Source organism: Bradyrhizobium sp. JR4.1 (assembly GCF_040548605.1).
Taxonomy (GTDB): Bacteria; Pseudomonadota; Alphaproteobacteria; order Rhizobiales; family Xanthobacteraceae; genus Bradyrhizobium; species Bradyrhizobium canariense.
The window spans coordinates 1-22516 of sequence record NZ_JBEPRY010000021.1 but is presented as its reverse complement, the minus strand read 5'-3'; the positions used below and the strand labels follow the sequence as shown (position 1 = coordinate 22516).

Here is a 22516-nt window from a genome sequence, read left to right as displayed (position 1 = left end):
TGAGTCCGACCCAATGTTCGAGGCCGATACACACTCAGTGCCTGCGGAACGACTGAACCGGTTACGGCGAATGAGACACGCGCCCGCTCGTATTATTGAGGCGTCTCTGGGTCGACGCGACGGAAACAGGGCCGGACGCGCATAAAAACAAGCCGACAAAACACTCCTGCAAGAGATTGCGTCAGAAGGCAAACTGCGTGCGCATCGCCACGGCATCGAATTTCGAGCCGACATCGGCAGTCGAGACCGGCGAGGCCTGCTTGGAGATATTGCCATGCAGGTAGTCGAGCATGAAGCGGACGTTGCCGTTGACATACCAGTTGAGCGCGAGCGTGTAGACGGTCTGGCGTCCGCCGGCGATGCCATTGGCGGTCGCGAGCTGATCGTTGAGGTCGATCTGGCTCACGCGTCCGGCGACTTCCCAAGCACCCCAGCCGCCGCCATCCAGCGAGAACGGATGCGCCGGCTTGACGCCGTTATAGGCCGCGTTCGCCGCATTGTAGCTACGACCTTCGCCGGTCAGCACGTAGCCGGCCTGCGCGTAACCGCCCTGGAACTTCAGGCTCGACGCACCGACCAGCGGCACGCCGGTGTTGGCGGTGCGATCGACATTGTACCAGAAATACTCGCCCTGGAGGATCAGTGGTCCATAGGTGGCGGCCGCCTCGAGACTGTAGACCTGCGCGCCCGAGACATTGGCGATCGCACCGGTGGACACCAGCGTCGTCGGGTCCAGACGCAATTCCGGACGGTCGCTCAGCGTGACCGTCTGTGTGTTGGCGATGAGATTACGCGGCGGCTGGATCAGCCACTGCGCGTCGGCACCGATATGCACCGAATAGTCCTTGCCGCTGATGGGGTTGCCTGCAACGCGCGCCACGGCGCCATATTGCTCGCTGGTGCCGGCTGGCGCGGCGCTCGAGGCGGAGTGGATCGCGCCCGTCGCTGGTCCGGTGACATAGCCGCCGACCCAGAGCTGGTCGTTGTACCACCGCGTGCCGGCCGCGGAGCGGAAGTCGCCGGCGGCAATGTTGGTGGCGATGATGCCCGGCGAGGCCCGCTCCATGAACATGATGTCGTTGGAACTCGTGGCCTCATCGAGAGTGTAAGGCAGGTCCATGATGCCGGCTTCGACTGCCATCCTTCCGCCGAACGGCTTCAAACCGGTGTAGCTGAGATAGGCATTCTCGAGGCCGGAGACGCCGCCGCCGGGCAGCGATCCCGGAGCTGCGCCGCCAAATCCATCGGAGGTGCCGCCGAAATCGTAGACCAGTGCGAAATTCCAGTCGTTGAAGAATTTGCCGGCGAGCCCGATGCGGGCGCGGCGGACGTTCTCGCCGCTGTCGAGCTTCTGCGGCACCGTGGCCGCGGTGTTGGGACGATAGTCGTAGCCGCCGACATCCCAATGCACGCGGCCAGTGATGGCGACGCAGTTCGCTCCATCGGCGGTGCAGATGGTTGGCCGGTTGTTCGGCATCGTTACGACAACGCCGGATGCCGGTGCAGGGCCCTTGAGCGGGATCGCAGCACTTGCGTTGGCGACGACAGCCTTGGCCTCCGACCGCGCTTCGGCCTTTGCCTCTGCCCTTGCTTCGACTTTGGCCTTCGCCGTGGCGGCCGTGTTCGCGGCAGTCTGGCTCTGGAGCTTATCGAGCTTCTGCTCCAGCATCTTCAATTGCTGCTTCAGGAGCGCGATCTCCTGCTCGCTGTTGCCTGCCGACTCGGCATGAGCTTGCGATATCATGAGGGCACCGGCGATGCCCAGTGCCGTTGCAAATGCTTTCCTGAGCATTTCACATCCCCTGCTTTCCATGAGACGTCCACCCTCATTCAACAGCCCGAGCGCCAGGATCACATAAACTACGTCGGTCGCTCGGAGCCGTCGTCAATTCCTCCGACGCACACACCTGCAATAACGTTGCGCCGAGTGAGCTCAAATGCCGTCGAAGAATTGTCGCACTACTTGACCATAAACTAGACCTTGTGGCCAAGAGCGCTAGACGCGATGCCGATCCTGTCGTGCGCCCCCGTGCTGATCGATGCGACCTTCGCAGGAATTCTCTGTCACATCAAGGTATCTGTCGTCATGATTAAGCGGCTACCGGCGCGGTGCCGAAGCACTATAACGAAGGATGCAGAGCAGTTCGAAGAAGGCTTGAACCCTCCGTTCAGCGCTCTCGCTCTTGCAGTCTGACATGTTCACTCTTGTGGGTTTGATAATCCCCGTGCTTGTCACGGCCCAGTTTTTCACCGCGAACGGGTTCCATTACTGTCGCGCGCCTGAACGAATGCCCCTTCTCGAGGTGTTGGGCGATGCGCTCCTTTGCGGCTGCAATGATGCTCTCACGTGCGCGCTCGTCCTTTGGGAACGCGCGTGCTAGCAGCTTCTCGATGATGGCGACTTGCGACCGTGCCGCGACCAGATCGGGATCCCGGGCGGCCGTAGGTCGGTCGGTTACGCGAAATTTCTCCGCGGTCACACGCCAGCGGTTTCGCGGCACCTGCCGCCTTTCCGTTCGCGCACCTCCGGCTGCATCGATGACCTTGATAGTTTTGAGGACGCGCTCGACGCCCTCCCGGCGCAGTTGGATTTGGTCGCCGGGCCCTGCCTTGCTGTCGGCGATCGCCTTTTCCAGACCCACGCCCCACACTTTATGCCGCTGGCCGTTGTCGAGCTCGATGGCCAAGTAGGCCGTTGTCTCGGCGTTGCTCCGATTGCCGTAGGGTGCCTGGCCGAAGTCGATCAAACGCCCCGAAATGCCTTTGTCGTAGTCGAGCCTTGCCGTGGGCGCGTCCTTGTCAACATTTGAACGAGTCTCGACCTCACGCGTGCGAGGGTATGTTCGATTCCGGACTTCTCTTCGGTCGGCCAGCGCCTGCCGATCGAGATCGGTCGGCTGATACCCCTGAACTTCGATTCCGCGCGCACCAGCCTCAAGCCAGGCCTCGCGTCGGAATTCCGCGGAGCCGCGGACGTGAAGTGCCTCCCATTGGCGATGTTGTGCCACGCTGACCATGTCCCGGATTACTTCCGCTGCGGCCAGCCGGGTGACCAGTCGATCTTCCGTGATTTTGAAGGCCAGATACTCGCCACGTTCGTCGGCATAGAAGCGCGTTTCCCCGCTATGCCGGTCTCTTCCGGTCTCATTTGAAATGACGTAATATTTGCGACTGATACGCTCGGGGAGCGCATTGTCATCAACTATCGCGGCGGACGACCTCGCAGCCGACTTTGACTTCGCTTGCGCCTGGTCGCCCGGTTCGTTTCTCCCCGGATCGCGCCCGGCGCGACGTTGCCGCTCCAGGCTGAATTCCTCGCCAGCGTCATGCTTGTCGTTCATGCTGCTCACCCTTCTGCCTGCGGCCGGCCCGCCGCGGCGGCGGAATGACCTGAGCGTCGATGTAGTTCAGGGTCCAGGCCTTTAACTCGTCTTCGGAGAGCCCTTCGAGGTCCACGTCCACGTCCCCGAAATCGAAACTGGCACCGGCAGGAATGGTGGAGGGGTCGGCCACCTCCTCGTCGGTCATCGGTCGCGACCGAAATACCATGCGGAGCTCAGCGACTTCGGACCGAAGCTCTTTGATCTCTGCCTCAATCAGCGCATTCGAACGGCCTTTGGCCATCTCCGAAACAGGCGGCGGGAGCAGACGCCGCAGGAAAGCCTTGTCTTCGTGATACACGATCTTGTCGGCGATGACGGGCGGCAGCCCCGAGGCTAGGATGAAGGCTTTGGACCTAGGCAAGAGTTTCAGTTCCTGCGGCAGCATCAGGGCGCGGCGATGCTCGGAGACGGTCTCGCTGGTCGCGCGCCTCGCCAGCCCTTTTGGTCCGCTCCGGCTGCGCGCCTTCACCGTGTCGTAGCCAATGCGCTCTGACAGCTCATTGGCGACATCCTGTTCCTTCGGCGCAAAAACGACCTCGACGGCGTGGTTGGTCATGAAGTTACGGGCGGCGTCCACGCCGTAAATTGCGCGAAGCTGAGCCGGACTTTGGACCACCGTGAGAAGGCGGATGCCATATCCGGCAATGAAGGCGACCGATTTCGCAAGCACATTGACATTGCCGAGCGCCGGAAACTCATCGAGTAACAGCAGCACCTTGCGATCGAGTTTGGGATTCTGCTCCGGCAGTTCGCGGGTGTTAAGATCGACCACCTGCTGGAAAAACAGATTGAGAAGCGGCGCCATACGGTCGAGATTGTCTGGCGTGACCCCGAGATAGATCGACATCGGCCGTTGCCGCAGCTCCCGCAAATCGAAATCGTTGGTCGAGGTCGCGGCATCGATGCGAGGGTTGAGCCAGAGACCAAGCCGCGCCGTCACGGTCTTGCGCACCGAGTTCATGGTGTTTTCGGAAGCGGCGAGGAAGTCGTTTAATGCCGTTATGCAATGCCGCGACAGTTGCGAAGGGCCTGACTTGCGAGCGGAGATGATTTTCTCGAAATGAGACTTGAGGTCGCTTGCTGCCGAGAGCTGGTGCAGGATCTCGCCAATCGTCAAGGGCAGGCCAGGCGTTTCCGCGACATAACCGCCAATCGCCACAAAGGCCGAACGTGCCGCCTCGAACCAGAATGGGTCGCCCCGGCTTTCTGCCGGAAACAGCATCACCGCGATGCGCTGCAGATCGTCATAGAGATCGGCGGGATCGCTGCGGACATAGCCCAGCGGGTTGTAGCGTGCGGTCCGACCGTTCTCGTCAAGCGGGTCAAACAGATGGACCTCTTGCCCGTGGGCTGCGCGAAATCCCGCCGAGCGATCCCAGTTCTCCTTTTTCACATCCAGCACGACAACTGAATCCGGCCAGTTGAGCAGGTTCGGAATGACATAGCCGACGCCCTTGCCCGCCCGAGTTGGGGCGTAGACCAGGACATGCTCCGATCCGCCAAAGCAGAGCAGTTTGGCGTCCTTGCGGCCGAGCAGCACGCCCTCCTTGGATCGCAGGCCGGCGGCCTTGATCTCGCGCTCCGAGGCGAAACGGGCGCTGCCATGAAGCGGCAGACATCGCTGCCGGAGGATAGCGCCGAGCAGGCCAAAGACGACGATCACCCCGGCTAGAGTTGAGAGCGTCAGCCAGCGGTCAAAGCGTGGGTCAGTACCGTACCGGGGCCAGCCGGTGGCGATTTCGGACCAATGGATGCCTCCGTCGTGATGCCTGAGCCCGAGCAGCAGAATATTTGAGGCGACCAGCAGAAACAGCCCGATGGCGCCGACCGCAAGCGCAGTACCGAGCGCGAACCTAGTGGGCGTGGTCGCGTTTGCGAACGGGGTCATAATAGATTTCCGAGATGCGATAGCGGCCGTCGCGCTTCTGCATCTGGACGACGACGTCGACCAGAAGCAGCAGCAGCGAGCGGATATCGTCGCGATGAAGGTCGCGGCCTTCCGCGCTTTCCTTCACCAACAGGGTCAGTTGCTCGAAGGCGAGCGGGGCACTGTCGGCATGGACCGTTGTGATGGACCCTGGATGTCCGGAGTTCACGTTCCTCAAATAGAAGAACGCCGTCCCATCCCGAAGCTCCTGCAGCAGGATCCGATCTGGCCGCATCCGCAAGCACGACTCGAGCAGTTCGCGCGGTCCAATCTTGGCGACGCCCTGCCCGTCCTTGGCATAGAGCAGCCGCACGCAATTCTGATGAGGGATGACAAGCTCGGCGGTATCCTCAATCGTGATGAGCCGCTCGTGCGGCGGGATCGCCGCGATCAGCGCCTTGGACAGGGTGGTCTTGCCGGAACCGGTTGCGCCAGAAATGAGAATGTTGCGGCGAGCTCTCACGGCCAGCTCGAGGAACTCGCGCCATGCGCCGGCTTCCTTCAGGGCAAGTAAGCGATGCTCGTCAGGGCTGAGCTCATTGCCGGTGACACGGATCTCGTCGAACAGTTTTGCCTGTTCGAAGGCGTCAAGCGTCATGGTCAGGGTCGAGGGCTTGCGGATCGTCAGACTGATCGTCCCGGTCGGTACAGCCGGCGGGACCACGATCTGACAGCGCTCCTCGCCGATCAAGCTGGTCGAGACGACCGGATGCTCTGGACCGACGTCCTGACGGGTGTGACCGGCGGCGGCAGTTGCCAGATGCGACAGATAAGCGTGCGTCAACGCCGGCGCCTCATGCCGGGTCCAACCGCCCGGCCCTTCCACGAAGATCTCGCCCGGGCGGTTGACGACGATTTCGGTCAGGGTCTTGTCCGCCAAGTATGATGCCAGCGGCTCCAGATAGCGCTCCAGGACCAGGCGGCCACCGTCGCGTTCGCTCGGTACACCCGCGCTCATTTCGTCACCACAGCCGGTGCTGCGACGTTCCCGGGAATGGTGCGGTCGAGAATCTGGGTCCGGGTCTCAATTCGCCGAAGTTGATAGACCGAGGAGAAATCGACGTCGCGTACGACAAAGATATTGACGAGTTCGCCCTGGTTCTTGTTCAGCGTCGGCGGGATGTTGATCGACTGCTCGACAGCGATAGCGGCGGCCGTATTGGTGGCCCCCGCGGTGTTGTTGATTTGGATGGAGCCGTCCTGCATCTGCTGACGGCCGATCGATGAGGCATCGCTGACGATCGAGAGCAGGAGCGCCGAGCCAAACCGCTCAAAGAAGTGGGTGTCAATGTCACCGTCGAAGCCGGCGCGGCCCAGCGCATCGGTGGCCGGCGAGGCCAGTGCTGCAATCACGCCGGTCGGCGTCTTGGCGCGCGTCCATAGCACGAACAGGCGTTTTGAACCGCGCCGCACATTGCCGCGATACTCGCCAACCACCTGCGTGCCTTTCTCCATGAGCACCACGTTGCCGGAATCCGACATCACGTCCCGTATGACGACGCAGGAGACGAAGCCGGCCACGTCTGACGACATCGCAGTTTCTAGTACGCACGGAATTGAAGTGCCCTGGGTGACGAGCAGATTGCGGTTGGGAAGCCGCGCGGCGCGCACGCCCTCGATCGGAGTGGGCTTCAGCCTGTCGGCAAGATCGTTGCGCGGCTCGCTCCGTCCAAACTCATAGGGCTCGGTCAGGACGCTTCCGGTGGCGCTATCGCGGGCGGGGCGCCCGGAAGAAATCGGCCGATTATAAGCGAGTACCGGCGCCCGCCGCGCGCTCTCTAGGAGCTGGTCGGACGGAGGTGCCGGTGCCGCTGGGGCGGCTGCGACCGGTATCGCTATCGAGGCTGTGGTGATCGGCGCCGACGGCTGTTCCGGGGCGGGTTCGAAGGCCGCCGCCGGCCGGATCATCAGCTTGCGAGCGGAGTCGCTCACCGGCTTATCGCTCTTCCAGGTGCTCCAGATAATCAGAAAGGCAAAGGCGGTCAGCGCCAGCGCGCCGAAGCCGCGCTTGAGCATCGCCGTTCGACCATTGTCCCCTCCTCCCACGGGGGTAATGCCGCGGTCGCCGGCAATCGTCTCGTCATCATGCTCGGTCATGTCGCGCCCGCCTATCGTGACTTCAGGGTTGGAGGTGATTTCTTCGCCCGCCGCTCAATCGAGGGGCTGGTGGTATTGGTACCCGGGTTGATTCCCACCGCGTCGAACGCCTCGTTGAAAATGCAGAGCACGTTCTCGCCCTTGCGCAGCCGAAACTCCCGCGCCGTGGCATGAACGACCACGAGCTCGCCGCGGACATCCTTGGGCACCAGGCTTTCCGAGCCGTCTGAGTTGATCAGGTAGATCGCTGGAACTTCGCGGTTGCCGGCGAAGCGGAACGTGGTCTCCTTGCCGTCGTCGAACACGGCTTCCGGCTCGAGGTCGATCGAGCCCTGGGCCGAAAACCGCCAGTTGCGCGCCCCATAGGCATGATGCAGATCAAAGGTCTGCTCGATCAGTGCCCCTTCCCGCTCGGCGCCGCGCGCGGCAGCTTCCATGCGCCGGCGCTCGATCTCGTCACCGGGATAGGCGAAGCGCACAACGAAATAACTGTCCGCCAGCGTGGTCTCGGCGATCGACAGTTCGAACTGGTAAGAGCGCTTGCGGCCGTCAGGACGGGTGGTCACGACCTGCAGATTGGTCGGCGGATGCTTTTCGCGCGGCTTGAGGAATAGGATCGAACCCGCCGGTGCGACTTCCCATGCGACCGAGTCGCCGATCGCGACATGCGCGACCTCCTCGTCATCGGCAAACAAAATCTGGGTTGAAGCCCGGATGACACCATTGACCCGCACAACGTTGGCCGGATCGTAAGTGACCGTGCGCACGCGAGCGTCGCGTTGACCAGGCGCGGGCTGCTGCAGTGCCAGCACCGGCCCCGCGAATCCCAGCGCAAAGGAGATCAAAAGGAGGAAACGTTTCATGGCACCACCTCCGGATCGGCGCGATATTCCGAGACCAGGAAGCCGAGGGGATTGATGAGACGGTCGGCGGAGGACATGGGCGCACTGGCATAGGAGAACGTCAGGGTCGAGACCCAATGGGTGATGCGGGTTTCCTCGCCTTTGCGGCTCTCCTTCATGAACCGTACGGAGGCGACATTGTCGGCCAGGAGCGAGATCGCCTTGATGCGTACGGTGGCGACCCCGAAACGGCCTTGAACGACCTGCGGGCTTTCGGGATTGGAGCCGCGGTACCACGCCGCGAAGCGGGCTTGCTCGCCCGCCCCGGACAGCAAGGAAATGGTTCGAAAGTTGGTTTCCGCCTCCGGATAGCTGTAGCCCTCGCGCGCACGCACATAGCGGCCGAGAAAATACTTGGTCACGGCTTCATCGTAGCGCGCCGGCGTCGATTTGAGCGCGGAGACCGTATCAACAATGCCGGTGGCATTATCGACCCGGATGACGAACGGCTCGACTGTCTTGAGTGGCGCAAGTGCTGCCACCGCACCGACCGAGGCGGCCGCCAATACACAGGCACCCGCGGCGATCACCCATGCCGTTCGGCGCGAACGATGGGCCGACAGCAACAGATCCTGTTCCCACCGGCGCGCGTTGTCGAAATAGGTCTTCAGATCATCCTGCCGGACCATCTCACGCCTCCTTGCCGCAGGCGCGGTAAGAGGCTGCAATGTCCAACCGAGAGCTCGAATTGGCGGTATGGCTGGATGGCGCTGACGGCCCGATCTCGCCTTTGCGGATGATGGGTGGTGGTGCGGATGGCGGAATTGGCGGCTCGGGTGCTGCCAATGGCGTGCCGTTCTCCCAATCCCAAAGTGAACGATTGAGCGGTCGGCGTGTCAGACCGTCACAGGACGGCGGCCCCTTTGACCAGTTCGCGCAGCCCCCAAGCTGCCATGCGATAACGCAAATGATGAATAGTCGACGCCACATCGTTCTGATGCCCCTGTCTTTCTTGTCGCCTGATGCCGGCGATCTTTGCTTACGCTGTCGTAGTGCCCTGGGATCGGACCCGCCGCATACTGCCGCCCTGCCGGCTGGCTCTGACTGCAGCAAGACCCCGGCTTGCCGACCAGCGTGCGCCGGCATAAGCGCCGCCGGCTGCGGCCGTGGCATTGGCAATCAGGGGACTGGTGACCAACCGGCTTGCGAGCGACGCGCCACCCCCGGCGAGACCGCCTGCGATGATCGGCAATTGCAGCGCGATGTATGCGGACAGGCCGAGCACCGCGCTGATCGCGACGGCCGCCACCACCATCTCGCCGGCTGTCCCCGCGCTGGCTGCGAACCTGTCGATAAAGCCACTTACAGTTGTTAGCATCAGCCCGACCAGCGCGACCACCAGCACCAACAGGATGACGAAATTCGCGACCTGCCGAAGCCAGGCCTCCGTAAACGGTCGTGTGGCCTCAAATAGCCCGAGCGCAATGAAGATCGGTCCGAGAGCGATAACGATACCGAGTCCGACCTTCGCATAGAGCAGGATGGCAAACTGCAAGAAGGAAGCAACCGCCACGAAGACCAGGAGAATGGCGGCAATCAGCGCCGGCGCGATGTTGGTCAGACCGGCCTGTTTGTAGATTCTATTGGCGACATCGATTCCCTTGATCAAAAGCTGATCGAATGGAACCCCGGAATTGGTGTTCAGTCCCGAGCCCGCTAAGGCGTTGCCGATTTCCTTTGGCAAGGAGTCAAAGAACAGCCCCGTGACGTATTGCTGGAACGCGCTTGAATTCGTCGCGAGCAGAACCACGACCACGATCCGCATCGCCCGCCAGGCGAACTCCATGATCGGCTCGGAAATCGCGCCGCGCATCACGGCAAAACCGTAGAGGATCACATAGAGCATCACGGCGACGCGCAGCGGACCATCGATGTACGAGGCGAGATTCGACACCGAGGTGGACACGAATGCTGTAATCGGTTGCTCGAATTCCTTCAGGAAAGTGTCAAAGACGTTTATGGCCATCGCGGCGGTCCTTACTTCAGGGCGTCTTCCATCTCTTGGATGGTAATTTTGTTTCGAGCCTCATTGGCATTGATGCAGTTCGGCGTGCTCGCGAAGTCTCCCGGATTGTCGCCGCACACATTTAGCGCGATCGCAAGCTCGTCCCGATGGTCGAGATACCAGCCGACCGATTTTGTCTGCTGACTCTTGTCGGTTTCCTTGCAGCCCACAAGAGCTGCGGCGGCTCCGATCAGGATGATGGATGTCTTCAATTTCATTGCAGCGCCGCCTTCATCTCATCAATCAGTTGTTCTTGCTTTTCACGCTCCCGCTGCCCGTCCATGTCCGTGCGGGCCTGCTGGATCATCGCGAGGCCCTGCATCCGGAGCACATCGTTCTGGAGCAGCGCCTGTTCGGCCTGCAGCCGGGCTGACAAGTCCAATGTCTCCTTGACGTCGGTGGCCGTGCTGATGCGAGTTCTGAGTTCTTCAAGTGCGTCGATACGCTGCGAGGCGGTATCGTACACAGCCTGGCCCATGGAGTGCTTGGCGCCGGTCTGCCGCGCGATCCGGTCGAGCTCGCTCTGGTAATACGAATTGCCGCTGTTGCCGGCATATGCGCGGTTCTGTGACAGATAGTGGTCGATCGCGTCGGCAAAGTTGCCGCCACCCTGCCCCGCGACGAGACGTTCGATCTCTGAGAATTGCTGGGGCAGAACTTTGCGGAACTGCGGTGTGTTCAAGAGCGACCCGATGTCGTTGGCGTTGGTCCGCTTGTTGAAGCTCTCATAGAGCTGCTTGGCCTGGTTCAATTGGTCCTGCGCCACCTTGAGCTGCGACGTCAGGGTATCGACCTGCTTCTTCAGCTCCGTCAGTTGCTCGAATTGCCGTGCAAAGACGTTGGGGTCGAACACAATCTCGGCTCCTGCCGGAGACGCGATCAGGAGGGCCGCGACCGACGCGGAGGCAAACATCGCCGCCATGCGCTGAACCATCATCGGGCTTTCCTCCGCTCCGCGTGAAATACCGGCAGCCACTGGGCCGGATCGTCGCCGACCTCGCTGCGAATGCGATCGAGCAGCTCGACCGTTTCCGTCCGTCCCGACAACACGGCGAGTGCATCGTCGAAACCGCCAAGGTCAAGTTCTGCCACCACTGAGTTATGTCCTTGCTTGACCAGGAACCGCCGGCTTTCGGGAGCGAGCTCCTCCTTGATCAGGCGGAATTCAGTGTCGGTCAGATGGAAGCCGTCGACATAGTCCGAACGCGTTCCCCGCGCATTCGGCAGGAAGATCTGCGTCGGGCATTGCTCGACAATGGTGTGCGCGATCGGGGAGGCCAGCGCGTCGCGCGGCGACTGCGTGCCGAACACCATGACGCCATTCTGCTTGCGGATGGTTTTGAGCTTGTTGTTGGCGAGATCCCGAAATGCCTCATCGCCGAGCGCCTTCCAGAACTCGTCGATGTCGATGATCAGACGCCGCCCGTCAATCAGCCGCTCGACCCGATGGAAGAGATACATCATCAGCGGCGTGCGAACGGTTGGATGATCCAGGAGGTCGGTCATGTCGAACCCGATGAACCTGGCGTCCAGCCCGATGGCATCTTGGTCGCCATCGAGCACCCAGCCGAACGGCGCGCCCCGGCACCATCGCTCCAGCCGCGCTCCAATGCCCTCGCGATCCTGCTGGCCGAGGAAGGCCCGCAGCGTCCCGAACGAGCGTTCCGCCTGCCGCAGTTGGCCAAGAGCTCTTAACCCGGAATCGATCCGTTCCTCCTCGGTCACCGTCAGCGGCCGGTTTTCCGGTGTGACGAGTTTCCGGACAAGTGCGCCGAGGAAAGACAGGTTCGCTGGCGTCAGCTCCAGCGCCTTGAGCGGCGCGCAGCCGGTTGCAATGCCGTTGTGGAGCGTCAGATACGTCCCGCCCGCGGCGCGGGCGAAGAGTTCTGCGCCACGGTCCTTGTCGAAGAAGACGTAAGTAGCGCCAAGCCGCTCGGCCTGCGACAGCAGGAAGTTCTGCACGACGGTCTTGCCGGACCCGGACGGGCCGCAGATGAAGGTGTTGCCGAGATCGCCGTGATGGAACGAGAAGTAGAACGGCGAGCCGGAGGCTGTTTTGAGCATCGCAACTGCCGGACCCCAATGGTTGCCGGCAGCCCTCCCCGTCGGATAGGTGTGGAACGGGGAGAACGCCGCGAAGTTACGTGAGCTGATCGCTCCAGTTCGGGCCCGATATTTGAACAGCCCGGGGAGCTGGGCCCAATAAGCCGCTTCAAGTCCAAGATCTTCGCGCGCGACCACGCTACCGGCATCGGCCAGTGCGCGTCGCGCTACGCTCATGTGCTCCTGTAGCTCCGAAGGCGTTTCCGCATAGATCAGAAGCGAGAGTTGATGATCGCCGAGCGCAAATCTGTTGGATTCGAGATCGTCGAGCGCGTCAGCGAGTTCGTCGATCTGCGAGGCCGCCGGATCCTGAGCCGACACCAGCTGGTTCTGCTTGCGCGTCAGGACCGTCTTGGCGTCGGCCTTGGACAAAAACGCGAAGGATTGCGTGAGGATGGTCTCGAAGGGCGCGGAAAGCAGCGCGTTCAACAGCCCAGGTCTGGTGGACGCCGGATATTCCTTGATTCCGAACATGCCAGCGAAGCGCGATCCGCCGGCACCCCGGATTTCGATGGCTTCGCGGCCGAAGATGACACGGTTCGAATAGAGCGCGGGGCCGATCGGTCCTTGCGGCAAAGCGACCGGCAGCCACTCCCCACTTGTGATGGCGTGGAGCAGTTCCATGGGTTCTGAAAACACGATCCCGTTGCGCTCGACTAATCCCATGGTCTGGGCACCGTAACGCTCCAGGGCCGCGACCATGTCGCGCCTGGCATCCTCGAGCCGCTTCAACGCGTCGCTGTCGACCTCGACCATGTGTGCAACGCTTCGGCCAAGCTGCTTGAAGAACGCTGCGGCCACGTCCGTGGTGGCACGGCCGGGATGCCAGACCAGTGTCAGATAGAGATCATTACGAAAGAGCGCTTCGTGACGAAGCCGATCGCGATATTGCGCGTCAAGCGCGGCTGCAAATGTCGATCGGAATGTACCGGCCGGATAATCGGACGTGCGGCGGCGCACCAGATGGGTCCATAACGCCAGCCGTGGATCCGCAACGTTGCGCAGTGTGAGGTTCAGCTTGGCGTGAAGGTCGTTCAGATCCGCCGTTTCGGCGGTTTCGAACGAAGTTCCGTCAAGCCTGATCACCGTGAGCAGCGCTCGTGTCGTGAGACTGATCACCGTATCCGTGACATGCCGGCCGAACGGCAGGTAGACGTCAGGCCCGATCTCTCTGGTCTTGAGCGCTGCGTTACGCATATCCAAGGTCTCTTGTTCGATATCGCCGAACGAGCTTGAGCGGCGTGCAGGACGATCCACCCCAAAATGACGTGTTGCGCGTGCGCCCTCGCGTTTCGATCCAGGCCAGCAGAATCCTGAACATGTTGGGGTCGTGCCGGCAGATGATGCGGCAAAGCCCATGGATGGGAATCGCGACCAAACCGTAGAGAATGCTGCCAGCTACTAGAAACAGGATGCAGGAAAACATCACGTTGAGCGCCATAGCCTCCATCGTCACGCCGGCGACCATGGCCGGACGCGTGCAGGCCAGGAACAAGGTGTCCTCCGTGAGACGCGCGGACTCGGTCATCAATGACCCCCGGTCAAGGTCGAAACCACCTCGGAGGCGCCGAACGTGATGGCGACGCCGAGCACGACATAGGCCGCCTTGCGCAGATCGAGATACCCGAACATCCAGGCGATGCCGACGATAATGACCGCTAGCGTCGCCAGCAGGCGGGCGACGTTGCCGGTCAGCATGTTGACGATGTTTTGCAGCACGCCTTCGATGTTCGCCGTCTGCGCGAACGCCGGCTCAACCAAGGCGACGCTGAGAACGGCGCCCAAGCAAAGGAGCGCAGCGGAGTGTTTAACAGGAGAAGTCATGGCACGGCTCCGATTGGCACTGCAGCCGGACCCCAGCAGCCCGGACCGCGGCAGTGAGTTGAGAAAAAACGGCGATCCTCATCGTTCGTAAACAAAGGCTGACGTGCCTATTCCCGAGCGATAGACGTCCCAGGGCCGGCGCTCGCTGGCAGACCCTGCGGGTGGATTGACTATCGTATCGCCGGTGGGGCGATCACGACCGGTGGTCGCCATCGGCTCGACACGAGGCTCCGAGAGCTGACCGGAAGCCTTGGGCGCGAAGCTCGCGATGACTTCGGCAATTGCCTGGTCGCGGTCTGCGCGTTTTACGCTCGCCGCTTGCAGTCGCGCGTCGAACAATCTGCCAAGCCCGGCAATGTGCTGACACGCATCGAAGGTGGTACTAGCGGTCAGCCCGGCCTTTCGTGTTTCCTCCGCATCAAGTTGACCGAGACCCGTTCGGACCTGCTGACCGGTCGCGATGGCCTCGGTTGCGAGCTGGATGGCTTCGTCCCGGTCGGTTGCCTGAATCGGAATCGGCTTGCGCTCCTGAATCGTGATGAGCAGCGGCTCGAAGGAGCTCGCCTGCCGGACGAGTTCCGTCAGCGGCCGAGCCATTGCCGTGGGGGCGCATCGTTCGACCAGAGCCGCGAATGCAGCTGGATCCATGGTTGAGAGCCTTTCTCTCAGCAGCTGAGATGTTCGATGCTAGGCGGCGATCGCCAGGCTTGATGGCGCGTCAATTGCGCAGCTTGAGATCTGCCCGGCCGCTCGGATCGCGCCGAGAGCCTCCTCGGTAATCGGCAACAATCCGGCGACGGCTTTGGTCGCCCCGATTTGACGAGGCGTGCCGAGGCGATCGAGATGCCATCCGGCCCGACGCAGGATGCGTTCCATGCGCAGATCAGTGACGGTTGCGATGGCCTGAAGATTGTGCTGCTGACCCCATTCGATCATGGCCGCAAGCAACAGGAACGTCGCTTTGCGCAGACCATTCTCTGCTGTTGCCGCGACGGTCTTTGTATCAACGCAAAAGCGCGAGCTCTCCCAAATCGTGGTCGCCTTCGGCGCCGGGTTGCCATCCAGCAACACCGGGAACGTATCCGCGAGCATGTTGCGCCCTGTGGTGGGCAGCAGACGAACACAACCAACAACGTCGTTCTGCTCGAGTGCGAGGAGATAAGTTGGCTTGAAGGTGTCGTACTGATCGATCTCCAATCCGTTGCAGACAGAGACGTCCCAGTCGAGCCGTTCCTTGAACACACGCCCACGCAGGCGGTGCATTCCTAGCGTTAGTTCGGAGTCGCGCATGAGTGCCGCACGGCTACGCACAATGACCTTCATTCTTAACCTCAAACTTACGAATCACAGCTTCGAGATCAGGAAAGCAGCCACGGTCACGGCGTTGCGCTGTCAGTTCTGACAGGGCGCTATGGATCTGCTGGGTCACGAACCGTGTTCGCAAGGCACGGTTATCCGCGCGCGCACTTTGGAAAATGTATAAATTCCGCGATGCGCGGATCTAATAGCGCAGAGAAGGAAATTCCTTAGCCTCTACCAAGAGGAGAAAATATTTTGTTTAGAGTGGCTGCAGTCAGAGGTTGTTCTCCTCCGTCGTATGTGCGCGTTGCTGCTGTAGGTTTGAAAGGGGCGATATCGAATTGTTCGTGCCGCAAAGCTGCCGCAACGTCGCAATAAATGCCTGCACGTGGAGCGCGAATCATCAAAATGTTCGCGTTGTGGGAACTAAGAAAAGACTGAAGTGGCGCAATGAAAGACGTCAAAAGAGCATGCGATGAATTTGTCGATTGTCTGCACGCTGCCCATACGGAAGATGATTTTCGGCGTGTTGCGGAACGAGCTGCGCATGCCCTGGGATTCCGGTGGTTTGCCTATTTTGGTCAGCGCGCCAATGGCCCCATTCTGATCTCATCCTATCCGAAGAGCTGGACCAGCCACTATTTTCGCGAAGGCTATCACAACATCGATCCCGTTCTTCAGGAGCCGCGAAACACGAGCCGTGTGTTCCTGTGGGATGGACGTGAGGCGCGAAGCGCAAAGTCGGCGAAAGAGCGCCGCCTGTTCGATGATGCGCTCAGCTTCAAGATCAGGACCGGCCTGACCATTCGCATTCCCTCAAGCCAAAACCGGTTCGCGGCGTTCACGCTGGCGGTGGATGAGCGCAGCCTTGACCTCGATCGCTTCGTCGAGAGCTCGCAAGATATGTTGCAAATGGTGGGGCTCACCTACCATGCCCATGTGAGCGCTGCCGGAATTGGACGGACGCCTCGGTATGCTCAGCAGGTCTACACCTTGACCCAGCGTGAAAGGCAATGCTTGGGTTGGATCTCCGAGGGCAAGACGATGCAGGATATTGCGCAGCTCCTCGGTGTTCGCCCGCGGGGTGTAAAATTTCATCTGGACAATGCCCGGCGGAATCTTGCTGCATTAACCCTCCCGCACGCTGTGGCTCTCGCGCTTCGGCAGGGATTGCTCCCGTAATGCGCAAAACAGCTGTCCGGCTTGCAAGAAGTTGCGAAGATCGACGGTTCAAGCAGGTGGGAATACTGGGCGCTGCACTCAGGGCACGGGATTCTTTGGTACATAACCACGGCGTGCTTTGCGGACGAGCCAAGCCTCGAGTGCTTCGATGGCCTGGACCCTCCCGGCAAACAGATCCATCCGCCGGCGGCCGCGTTGGCCCAGACGTCCCCATTCGCGCACCAATGCCGTATCACCGAACAGAGTCGGTTCGATCGTGAGGACATAGAACCTGGCCATATTGCGGGCCGGTTCACACCGTTGGAGCACGAGGTATGGCACTGTGAGTTCTGACATGCGCAAGAATCGCAACTGTCGAAACCAGCGTCCAATTAATTTATCGAATCGATCAGGCCTCTCGATTCAGAAGTTTAATAGGGGTGATGAAAGCCATTGAGGTGTTCAGCGAGCGGTCTCCAAAACTATAGGGTGTTGTGCGCCTCTGACTGCGAAGAAAGTGGGCGTCGCCCTGCGGGTCGGGCTGGAGGCTGCGCTGAAGCCCCGCGAGCGGGTCTTCCCCCTTACGGGCTGCCATCCCTGACGCGAAACGGCCCGAGTCCCCGAACAAGACAGCTGCTGAGTCATCGAAAGCTACGGCATATTCGCGTCGGACCTTTCGCAGAGCAACCTCCAGGTGGGCAAATCCACTTTCGCTCCCGACAAAAGGACGGCGGCAGTTCTCGCTCTCAATCAGACTAACACTGCGTCCGCTGGACGAAAGATGTGCGCCCTGGCTCGCCATGCTTTTCGGTGATGGACCAACCCCGCTCTCGACTGGGCTTTCCTTGGTTCTGGTGCGGCCTTCCACGATCAACCCGCAAGGGGTTCGCTACGCAAGCGTGCGACCTCTTCGGCTTCGCCTGCGAGGTGACCGCAGCCACCCCCGAACACGTCGGCGCCTGTCGAGCGGGGATGGTCCCCGCCGCAAGACGGGAGCCTTTCGATGTCGCACGATCTCACCCTCGCTCAGAACCACGCTTTCGATCTGGCCCGCACGCTGATGGTGCCGATCATCCTTTTCCAGGCTGAGAGCGAATTCGGTGTGACGGTCTCCAGCGAATACGACGGCGACCAGGACGCCATCGTCCATGAATACGACCCCTGGTGCCCGGCTCATTGAGCCGGGTGACCGGCTGCCGCTGGCGCCATGCCGGCTGCAAGGGAAGCTACGCCGCGCCCGGCTATCTGACGAATTCGACAGCTCGTACGCGCGCCCTTGCATTCGGCAGGCTTCGCGGCCGGTCGGGGATGTGCCGCAAGGCCAGGAACAAGTGAGACCAACAGAAGAAGGGGCCGGACGCCGCGTGCGCGACGCCGGTGCAAACAATGGAAAAGAGAGAAATCGAAGAGCTGCGCGAAAACGTTAGCTGCGGAGCCATGCTGGAGAAAGACGGTTGGAAGGTCGATCTCAAGGAAAGTACCCGGCGTGCGATCAAGTATCGCCGCGACACCAACATCATCATTGTCATCCACCAGGGCCGCGGCTGGTTCGATCCCCTGTCGCCGGCAAAAGGGGACGTGTTTTCGCTTGCCCAACATCTTGGCGCCGTTGGATTCGCTGACGCGTATCATCGCGTTTCCGGCGTCGTCGGCTTCATGCCCAGCGCGCCCGCCTGGCGACCTGCCGCAAAGCCAAAACCGCTCGCCTCGACCGCGCAGCGTTGGCGTCGCCGATCCGAACCTCGGCCCGGCTCCGCGAGCTGGCGCTATCTGGTCGACGAGCGGCATATCCCCGAACGGATCATCGTCGCAGCCATTGCCGAAGGACGACTTCGCGAGGGCCCGCAAGGCAGCATGTGGGCGGCACACAGCGATTCCGCCGGCGTCATCACCGGCTGGGAGGAGCGTGGCCCGAACTGGCGCGGGTTTGCGACGGGCGGTGCGAAAGAGCTGTTCCGCCTGGGCGCCGCCGATAACTTACGCATCTGTGTGACGGAAGCCGCAGTCGATGCGATGAGCCTTGCCGCTCTCGAAGAGCTGCGTGATGACACTCTGTATATCAGCACGGGCGGGGGATGGGCGCCGGCAACAGAGACGGCGGTCCGCGCTTTGGCCGGGCGCGCCAATGCCGTCATTGTCGCCGCGACCGATAACAATCGGCAGGGCGAAGTGTACGCCCGCCGGATTCGGGAGATCGCGGACGAGGCCGGCTCTCGTTTCCTGCGGTCGCAGCCGCGCACCGACGATTGGAACGAGGACCTCAGGGCCGCCCGAATCGGAGGTGGACAGGAAGGCACGGCATGGTTCCGTGCTGTATGTCGTCCGCGCGAAGGCGAACGAATATGAGGAATGAGAAAAAGCGAGGGATCGCTGCCGCATGCCCGGCCGGCGCGTCAAGGGTGAAGCTTCGCCCGCGTGCCGCGGCCCTTGACCCGTCGGACCGGAGAGGCGGCTGCCGAGGAGGTGTGACGAAGGACTGAAGTGATGAGGAGATCAGGCGGATCGCTCGCGCTTCAGCCCGGTCAGGCTGAAAAGGAGCCGCCGATGCACACCTCCCCCAGCATCCGCAAAGTCTTCGAAGGCGTTGCGACGCGCCACGAGATGCACCGCTTGTTTAACCGCCATCGTGGTGACCCCGCGATGGCCGTAGGTGAAGGCCAGCATCTCTTTGCCCGCGAGTGGTTCGAGATCGCGGAATGCGATCATGATTATATGCTCGAGATCCTGCCGCCGCTATGGATGCGCGCCGACGTGTTCGCGATGCGCGAATTCATGACCGGCAGCGTCACCAGCATCTTCTTCGCGCTCACCATCGACGGCAGGCGGCGCTGGTTCCACAGCTATTGCGACTTGTCTGACCGGGGGTCGCCGGAGCGGATGAAGGCAGAGATCATTGAGCGCGAATCGCGGCCGGTCCGCGCCATGACGCGCGACGAGCGGCTCGAGCACATCTGGTCGTGCACGCATGACGACTATCGCGGCTATGCCGGCGAGCGCTGGCCCGCGCCGATGTGCGGTCGCCGCACCGTGCTTGTCTACGCCCTGCGCGGGCACGGTCCTGAAGCTTCTCGACGACCTCTGCGAGGCGGAGATCGCGGCCAAGCTGCCGGTGCAGCTCCGCCATCTGCCGGAGACGGTCGCGGCCTAGCCTGACCCTTCCCTTCCCGACCGCGAGCAGCCCGGCCGCGCGCCGGGCTTCGCATTCCCACATCCGGCCGTCGCGCCGGTCCTCCCGTCAATCCAGCAACGCCATGCCGTCCGTCGCCGCTCGCGGCGGCGGTTGGCCGCGCGTGGAGGAGGCGCGCCGCCAGACGCAGCGCCAGCTCGACATGATCGACCGGCAGATCATCCGACGCATGACGACGCTGATCCCGCAGCTCGGTCGCAAGCGCTCGGGATACCGCCGCGGCATGCCGCCCGACCCGAGTGCGTTCCTCGAACGTTACCGTTCGAACCTTGCGGCGATCACCGCAGAGCGCCAGCCGGAGATCGATGCCCTCTCGCGCAAGCTCGCCCGGCAGGATGCCGCAATCGATACGCTGCAGGCTCGATGCACGTCAGAGTCTGGCCCCGCTGGTGACGACCCGGAATGCACATCGCGCGGACGAATGTCGCACTCCTGTCGTCTGGGGAAGCAGCATGGCACCGCGGCATAGCAGGACCAACCGACCTTGCGGCTCGCTCAGGCGAACGTCTCGATCATGGCGCTGCGGCGGCGGTCTGCCAGGGCGAACCTTTCGGGTATCGCCACCCGCCCGTACTCTGTCGCCTCTCCCCTCGGGTTTGCTGCGGTCTACGCCCCCGACGGTCTGCTTCAAGGCCAAGTCGCAAGCAACCGGAGACCGCCGATCTCGGCAAGGCCCGGCCGCATCCGGCGCAGGGCCCAGTAGCGTGGCCCCGCTTGTCCGCAACCGAACCTCGCTCGCCTGGCGGTGCCCGGACCTTGAAGCGGCCCTCATCCCGGCGGCGCCGGGCGACCGCACCCGAGGGGAGAGCCGGCAGGGGCCGGACCGAACCCGACGGCGAAACCAGAAAAGGACTTCACCATGACCAAGACCGCTCGCGCACCCCGCACCAACGCCCGCGTCGTCCCGCTTCGCCGCGGCACCACCATCGAAATGGTCCGGCTCGTTTGCCCGGACGCCGCCCAGGCCACCCGCATCGCCGAGAGCTTCGGCCTCCCCGTCCTCGACAGCGACGGCATCCGCGATCTCCATCAGCGGCTCATCAGCGAGACCGCCGACGCGCTCGGCGAAAGCGTCAACGAACGCGCCATGCAGATCCACCTGCAGCGGATCGTCGGCTCCTATGTCGGCTCAGCCCACGGCGCCGGGCAGTTCTACAGCCGCGCGGTCACCGAAGCGCGCGAGGCGACGGCAAAGCTCGCCAACGACACGCGCGACGAGGACCTCGACGGACCTGTCGGCTTCGAATCCGCGGCCCAGCGCAAGCGCGAATTCGCCGCCGAGGTCGCCGTTCAGGCACACGCACTGCGCATGGCGGCCGAAGGCGCCGCCGCAGCCTACGAGCACGTCGTCGGCGAGAGCTGGAAGCCGTTCGAGCGCCAGCCCGAACAACCCGGCGAGACCGTCAGCCGCAAGGCGGCCGAGGTTCAGATGGCGGCGTTCGGGTGACGCCGCCGGCGGGGCTTCGGCTCCGCCTTTGCTCGTTCACAATCCGAAGTCGGCCGGCCCCTGCGGGCCGGCCGTTTTCATGTCGCACATCGCGACGGCGCAAAAGCGCAAAGAGAAATGACACGGGATGGAGCGCACGTCGCGGCCCGTACCGGCTTTCGGTCCATGCTCCGGCCGGCGCGGCAGCGCAACGGCTTTGCCGTCCTCCACTGCGTTCCGGTCCGGCGTCTCTCCCCTCACCCCGACGACCAGCGTCACCGGATGCGCGACCCCGCAGGCCGTCGCAGCGGACCGCCGTGACGGGCCGCGACGGGCGCGGCCTCCAACGGAGGTTAGGATCATGACCGATAAGGAAACCAAACCCCGCGCCGACATCTATGCGCGGATCACCGATCGCGTCGTCGCAGACCTTGAGCGCGGTGTGCGTCCGTGGGTCAAGCCATGGAATGCGGCCAACGCGGCTGGGCGCATCACGCGTCCACTGCGTCACAACGGCATGCCCTACCAGGGCATTAACGTCGTGCTGCTGTGGTCGGAAGCCGTCGCGCGCGGCTTCACGTCGCCGATCTGGATGACGTTCAAGCAGGCGCTCGAACTCGGCGGCCATATCCGCAAGGGTGAGACCGGAACGATGGTGGTCTATGCCAACAAGATCACCAAGACCGAGACCGATGAGCATGGCGACGACGTCGAACGGACCGTTCCGTTCCTGCGCGCCTATACCGTGTTTTGCGTCGACCAGATCGACGACCTTCCGGATCACTATTACGGGCACCCAACTCCGAGCATCGCACCGGCGCAGCGTCTGGCGCATGTCGACGCCTTCTTCGCCAAAACCGGTGCGAACATACGGCACGGCGGCGACAAAGCATTCTTCGCGCCGGCGCTCGACCTGATCCAAATGCCGCCATTCGAGAGTTTCCGTGACGCCGAGAGCTATGCCGCCACGCTCGCGCATGAATGCGTGCATAATGCCGCGATCCAGATTATGCCGCATGGCCTCTGTTGGAGGCTGGATATCCCGGTGTTGGCTCCGTGCGGCTGTTCGGCATAATCAGAGCCCTTCAAGGAACGCGAGCAGTTTGCCGTCCGGCCGGAACCGACCCGGCGGCGCGGATGGTGCGGCGACGAGAGCGAGCGCCTTTTCCTTCATCCGCATATCGGCGTGGATGTAGATCTGG

At 62.4% G+C, this 22516-nt stretch carries 23 protein-coding genes and 2 pseudogenes; 7 read left to right on the top strand and 18 right to left on the bottom strand.

The genetic code is table 11. The features are described from left to right. Positions 1-181: 181 nt before the first annotated feature. The 15 genes from ABIB90_RS30945 to ABIB90_RS30875 all read right to left on the bottom strand — a co-directional run bounded on the left by ABIB90_RS30945 (position 182) and on the right by ABIB90_RS30875 (position 15564). Positions 182-1792, bottom strand: a complete 1611-nt coding sequence (locus ABIB90_RS30945) for an OprO/OprP family phosphate-selective porin (RefSeq protein ID WP_247480437.1) — start codon at positions 1790-1792, stop codon at positions 182-184. Between the two features lie 376 nt (positions 1793-2168). Then, a complete protein-coding gene (locus tag ABIB90_RS30940) occupies positions 2169-3341 on the bottom strand; it encodes an LPD7 domain-containing protein (RefSeq protein ID WP_354167207.1) in 1173 nt (390 codons plus the stop codon). Further along, positions 3325-4923, bottom strand: a complete 1599-nt coding sequence (locus ABIB90_RS30935; protein WP_502918247.1) for a type IV secretory system conjugative DNA transfer family protein — start codon at positions 4921-4923, stop codon at positions 3325-3327. Before ABIB90_RS30935 ends, ABIB90_RS30940 begins: the two co-directional genes overlap by 17 nt. 313 nt (positions 4924-5236) lie before the next feature. Continuing rightward, entirely contained in the window at positions 5237-6268 is a 1032-nt protein-coding gene (gene virB11 / locus ABIB90_RS30930) for a P-type DNA transfer ATPase VirB11 (RefSeq protein ID WP_354201993.1), read from the bottom strand. Next, positions 6265-7407: a type IV secretion system protein VirB10 gene (gene virB10, locus ABIB90_RS30925; protein WP_354201992.1), complete on the bottom strand. Its 1143-nt coding sequence runs from the start codon at positions 7405-7407 to the stop codon at positions 6265-6267. Before virB10 ends, virB11 begins: the two co-directional genes overlap by 4 nt. 11 nt (positions 7408-7418) lie before the next feature. Continuing rightward, the gene (virB9, locus tag ABIB90_RS30920) at positions 7419-8270 is read right to left on the bottom strand and encodes a P-type conjugative transfer protein VirB9 (RefSeq protein ID WP_354167217.1); all 852 of its coding nucleotides are present in this window, start codon (positions 8268-8270) and stop codon (positions 7419-7421) included. Next, positions 8267-8938: a VirB8 family type IV secretion system protein gene (locus ABIB90_RS30915; RefSeq protein WP_354201991.1), complete on the bottom strand. Its 672-nt coding sequence runs from the start codon at positions 8936-8938 to the stop codon at positions 8267-8269. Before ABIB90_RS30915 ends, virB9 begins: the two co-directional genes overlap by 4 nt. A gap of 350 nt (positions 8939-9288) precedes the next feature. After that, positions 9289-10275, bottom strand: a complete 987-nt coding sequence (locus ABIB90_RS30910; RefSeq protein ID WP_354201990.1) for a TrbL/VirB6 family protein — start codon at positions 10273-10275, stop codon at positions 9289-9291. 11 nt (positions 10276-10286) lie between these two features. Next, positions 10287-10532 (bottom strand): EexN family lipoprotein, encoded by a 246-nt coding sequence (locus tag ABIB90_RS30905; RefSeq protein ID WP_009859425.1) that lies wholly within the window; start codon positions 10530-10532, stop codon positions 10287-10289. Beyond that, positions 10529-11251 carry a TrbJ/VirB5 family protein gene (locus tag ABIB90_RS30900; protein WP_354201989.1) on the bottom strand — a complete coding sequence of 241 codons (723 nt, stop codon included), beginning with the start codon at positions 11249-11251 and terminating at the stop codon, positions 10529-10531. Before ABIB90_RS30900 ends, ABIB90_RS30905 begins: the two co-directional genes overlap by 4 nt. Beyond that, the gene (locus tag ABIB90_RS30895) at positions 11248-13614 is read right to left on the bottom strand and encodes a VirB4 family type IV secretion/conjugal transfer ATPase (RefSeq protein ID WP_354201987.1); all 2367 of its coding nucleotides are present in this window, start codon (positions 13612-13614) and stop codon (positions 11248-11250) included. Before ABIB90_RS30895 ends, ABIB90_RS30900 begins: the two co-directional genes overlap by 4 nt. After that, positions 13607-13945: a VirB3 family type IV secretion system protein gene (locus ABIB90_RS30890; protein WP_009859428.1), complete on the bottom strand. Its 339-nt coding sequence runs from the start codon at positions 13943-13945 to the stop codon at positions 13607-13609. The genes ABIB90_RS30895 and ABIB90_RS30890 overlap by 8 nt, the downstream gene beginning before the upstream one ends. Continuing rightward, entirely contained in the window at positions 13945-14241 is a 297-nt protein-coding gene (locus ABIB90_RS30885; protein WP_009859429.1) for a TrbC/VirB2 family protein, read from the bottom strand. Before ABIB90_RS30885 ends, ABIB90_RS30890 begins: the two co-directional genes overlap by 1 nt. A gap of 78 nt (positions 14242-14319) precedes the next feature. Next, complete coding sequence (locus tag ABIB90_RS30880; protein ID WP_354201986.1) at positions 14320-14889, bottom strand: lysozyme family protein; 570 nt, start codon at positions 14887-14889, stop codon at positions 14320-14322. Between the two features lie 39 nt (positions 14890-14928). Further along, positions 14929-15564, bottom strand: coding sequence for an acyl-homoserine-lactone synthase (locus ABIB90_RS30875; RefSeq protein ID WP_354201985.1), 636 nt, complete (start codon positions 15562-15564; stop codon positions 14929-14931). Positions 15565-15990: 426 nt separating this feature from the next. On the opposite strand from ABIB90_RS30875, the gene ABIB90_RS30870 reads away from it, so the two are divergent. Beyond that, entirely contained in the window at positions 15991-16722 is a 732-nt protein-coding gene (locus ABIB90_RS30870; protein WP_354201984.1) for an autoinducer binding domain-containing protein, read from the top strand. A gap of 78 nt (positions 16723-16800) precedes the next feature. Here ABIB90_RS30870 and ABIB90_RS30865 read toward each other — a convergent pair whose 3' ends face one another. Next, positions 16801-17001 carry a WGR domain-containing protein gene (locus ABIB90_RS30865; protein ID WP_502918246.1) on the bottom strand — a complete coding sequence of 67 codons (201 nt, stop codon included), beginning with the start codon at positions 16999-17001 and terminating at the stop codon, positions 16801-16803. A 703-nt stretch (positions 17002-17704) separates the two neighbouring features. On the opposite strand from ABIB90_RS30865, the gene ABIB90_RS30860 reads away from it, so the two are divergent. Together ABIB90_RS30860 and ABIB90_RS30855 are read left to right on the top strand one after the other, a co-directional pair. Then, positions 17705-17881, top strand: coding sequence for a hypothetical protein (locus tag ABIB90_RS30860; protein ID WP_354201982.1), 177 nt, complete (start codon positions 17705-17707; stop codon positions 17879-17881). A gap of 206 nt (positions 17882-18087) precedes the next feature. Next, positions 18088-19047, top strand: a complete 960-nt coding sequence (locus tag ABIB90_RS30855; protein WP_354202042.1) for a DUF3991 and toprim domain-containing protein — start codon at positions 18088-18090, stop codon at positions 19045-19047. A gap of 147 nt (positions 19048-19194) precedes the next feature. Here the strand turns inward: ABIB90_RS30855 and ABIB90_RS30850 are convergent, their stop codons facing one another. Beyond that, positions 19195-19407: a hypothetical protein gene (locus ABIB90_RS30850; RefSeq protein WP_354202050.1), complete on the bottom strand. Its 213-nt coding sequence runs from the start codon at positions 19405-19407 to the stop codon at positions 19195-19197. On the opposite strand from ABIB90_RS30850, the pseudogene ABIB90_RS30845 reads away from it, so the two are divergent. From ABIB90_RS30845 to ABIB90_RS30835, 3 genes and pseudogenes are all read left to right on the top strand, one after another. Next, positions 19303-19849: pseudogene (locus ABIB90_RS30845) on the top strand (DUF1419 domain-containing protein). The gene ABIB90_RS30850 and the pseudogene ABIB90_RS30845 overlap by 105 nt on opposite strands. Positions 19850-19952: 103 nt before the next feature. Beyond that, on the top strand, positions 19953-20357 hold the full coding sequence (locus ABIB90_RS30840) for a hypothetical protein (protein WP_354201981.1): 405 nt from the start codon (positions 19953-19955) through the stop codon (positions 20355-20357). Between the two features lie 390 nt (positions 20358-20747). Next, positions 20748-21335, top strand: coding sequence for a hypothetical protein (locus ABIB90_RS30835; protein ID WP_354201980.1), 588 nt, complete (start codon positions 20748-20750; stop codon positions 21333-21335). Between the two features lie 36 nt (positions 21336-21371). Here the strand turns inward: ABIB90_RS30835 and ABIB90_RS30830 are convergent, their stop codons facing one another. Further along, complete coding sequence (locus ABIB90_RS30830; protein WP_354201979.1) at positions 21372-21593, bottom strand: hypothetical protein; 222 nt, start codon at positions 21591-21593, stop codon at positions 21372-21374. Between the two features lie 82 nt (positions 21594-21675). Here ABIB90_RS30830 and ABIB90_RS30825 point away from each other — a divergent pair. Next, positions 21676-22305: pseudogene (locus ABIB90_RS30825) on the top strand (ArdC family protein); the annotation flags it as partial. Positions 22306-22516: the final 211 nt, after the last annotated feature.

Excerpts from the sequence above, each read along its gene's own strand:
- ABIB90_RS30945 (WP_247480437.1), bottom strand. The coding sequence starts at position 1,792 with ATGCTCAGGAAAGCATTTGCAACGGCACTGGGCATCGCCGGTGCCCTC.
- ABIB90_RS30940 (WP_354167207.1), bottom strand. The coding sequence starts at position 3,341 with ATGAACGACAAGCATGACGCTGGCGAGGAATTCAGCCTGGAGCGGCAA.
- virB11 (WP_354201993.1), bottom strand. The coding sequence starts at position 6,268 with ATGAGCGCGGGTGTACCGAGCGAACGCGACGGTGGCCGCCTGGTCCTG.
- virB10 (WP_354201992.1), bottom strand. The coding sequence starts at position 7,407 with ATGACCGAGCATGATGACGAGACGATTGCCGGCGACCGCGGCATTACC.
- virB9 (WP_354167217.1), bottom strand. The coding sequence starts at position 8,270 with ATGAAACGTTTCCTCCTTTTGATCTCCTTTGCGCTGGGATTCGCGGGG.
- ABIB90_RS30915 (WP_354201991.1), bottom strand. The coding sequence starts at position 8,938 with ATGGTCCGGCAGGATGATCTGAAGACCTATTTCGACAACGCGCGCCGG.
- ABIB90_RS30910 (WP_354201990.1), bottom strand. The coding sequence starts at position 10,275 with ATGGCCATAAACGTCTTTGACACTTTCCTGAAGGAATTCGAGCAACCG.
- ABIB90_RS30905 (WP_009859425.1), bottom strand. The coding sequence starts at position 10,532 with ATGAAATTGAAGACATCCATCATCCTGATCGGAGCCGCCGCAGCTCTT.
- ABIB90_RS30900 (WP_354201989.1), bottom strand. The coding sequence starts at position 11,251 with ATGATGGTTCAGCGCATGGCGGCGATGTTTGCCTCCGCGTCGGTCGCG.
- ABIB90_RS30895 (WP_354201987.1), bottom strand. The coding sequence starts at position 13,614 with ATGCGTAACGCAGCGCTCAAGACCAGAGAGATCGGGCCTGACGTCTAC.
- ABIB90_RS30890 (WP_009859428.1), bottom strand. The coding sequence starts at position 13,945 with ATGACCGAGTCCGCGCGTCTCACGGAGGACACCTTGTTCCTGGCCTGC.
- ABIB90_RS30885 (WP_009859429.1), bottom strand. The coding sequence starts at position 14,241 with ATGACTTCTCCTGTTAAACACTCCGCTGCGCTCCTTTGCTTGGGCGCC.
- ABIB90_RS30880 (WP_354201986.1), bottom strand. The coding sequence starts at position 14,889 with ATGGATCCAGCTGCATTCGCGGCTCTGGTCGAACGATGCGCCCCCACG.
- ABIB90_RS30875 (WP_354201985.1), bottom strand. The coding sequence starts at position 15,564 with ATGAAGGTCATTGTGCGTAGCCGTGCGGCACTCATGCGCGACTCCGAA.
- ABIB90_RS30870 (WP_354201984.1), top strand. The coding sequence starts at position 15,991 with ATGAAAGACGTCAAAAGAGCATGCGATGAATTTGTCGATTGTCTGCAC.
- ABIB90_RS30865 (WP_502918246.1), bottom strand. The coding sequence starts at position 17,001 with ATGGCCAGGTTCTATGTCCTCACGATCGAACCGACTCTGTTCGGTGAT.
- ABIB90_RS30860 (WP_354201982.1), top strand. The coding sequence starts at position 17,705 with ATGTCGCACGATCTCACCCTCGCTCAGAACCACGCTTTCGATCTGGCC.
- ABIB90_RS30855 (WP_354202042.1), top strand. The coding sequence starts at position 18,088 with ATGGAAAAGAGAGAAATCGAAGAGCTGCGCGAAAACGTTAGCTGCGGA.
- ABIB90_RS30850 (WP_354202050.1), bottom strand. The coding sequence starts at position 19,407 with ATGATCGCATTCCGCGATCTCGAACCACTCGCGGGCAAAGAGATGCTG.
- ABIB90_RS30840 (WP_354201981.1), top strand. The coding sequence starts at position 19,953 with ATGCCGTCCGTCGCCGCTCGCGGCGGCGGTTGGCCGCGCGTGGAGGAG.
- ABIB90_RS30835 (WP_354201980.1), top strand. The coding sequence starts at position 20,748 with ATGACCAAGACCGCTCGCGCACCCCGCACCAACGCCCGCGTCGTCCCG.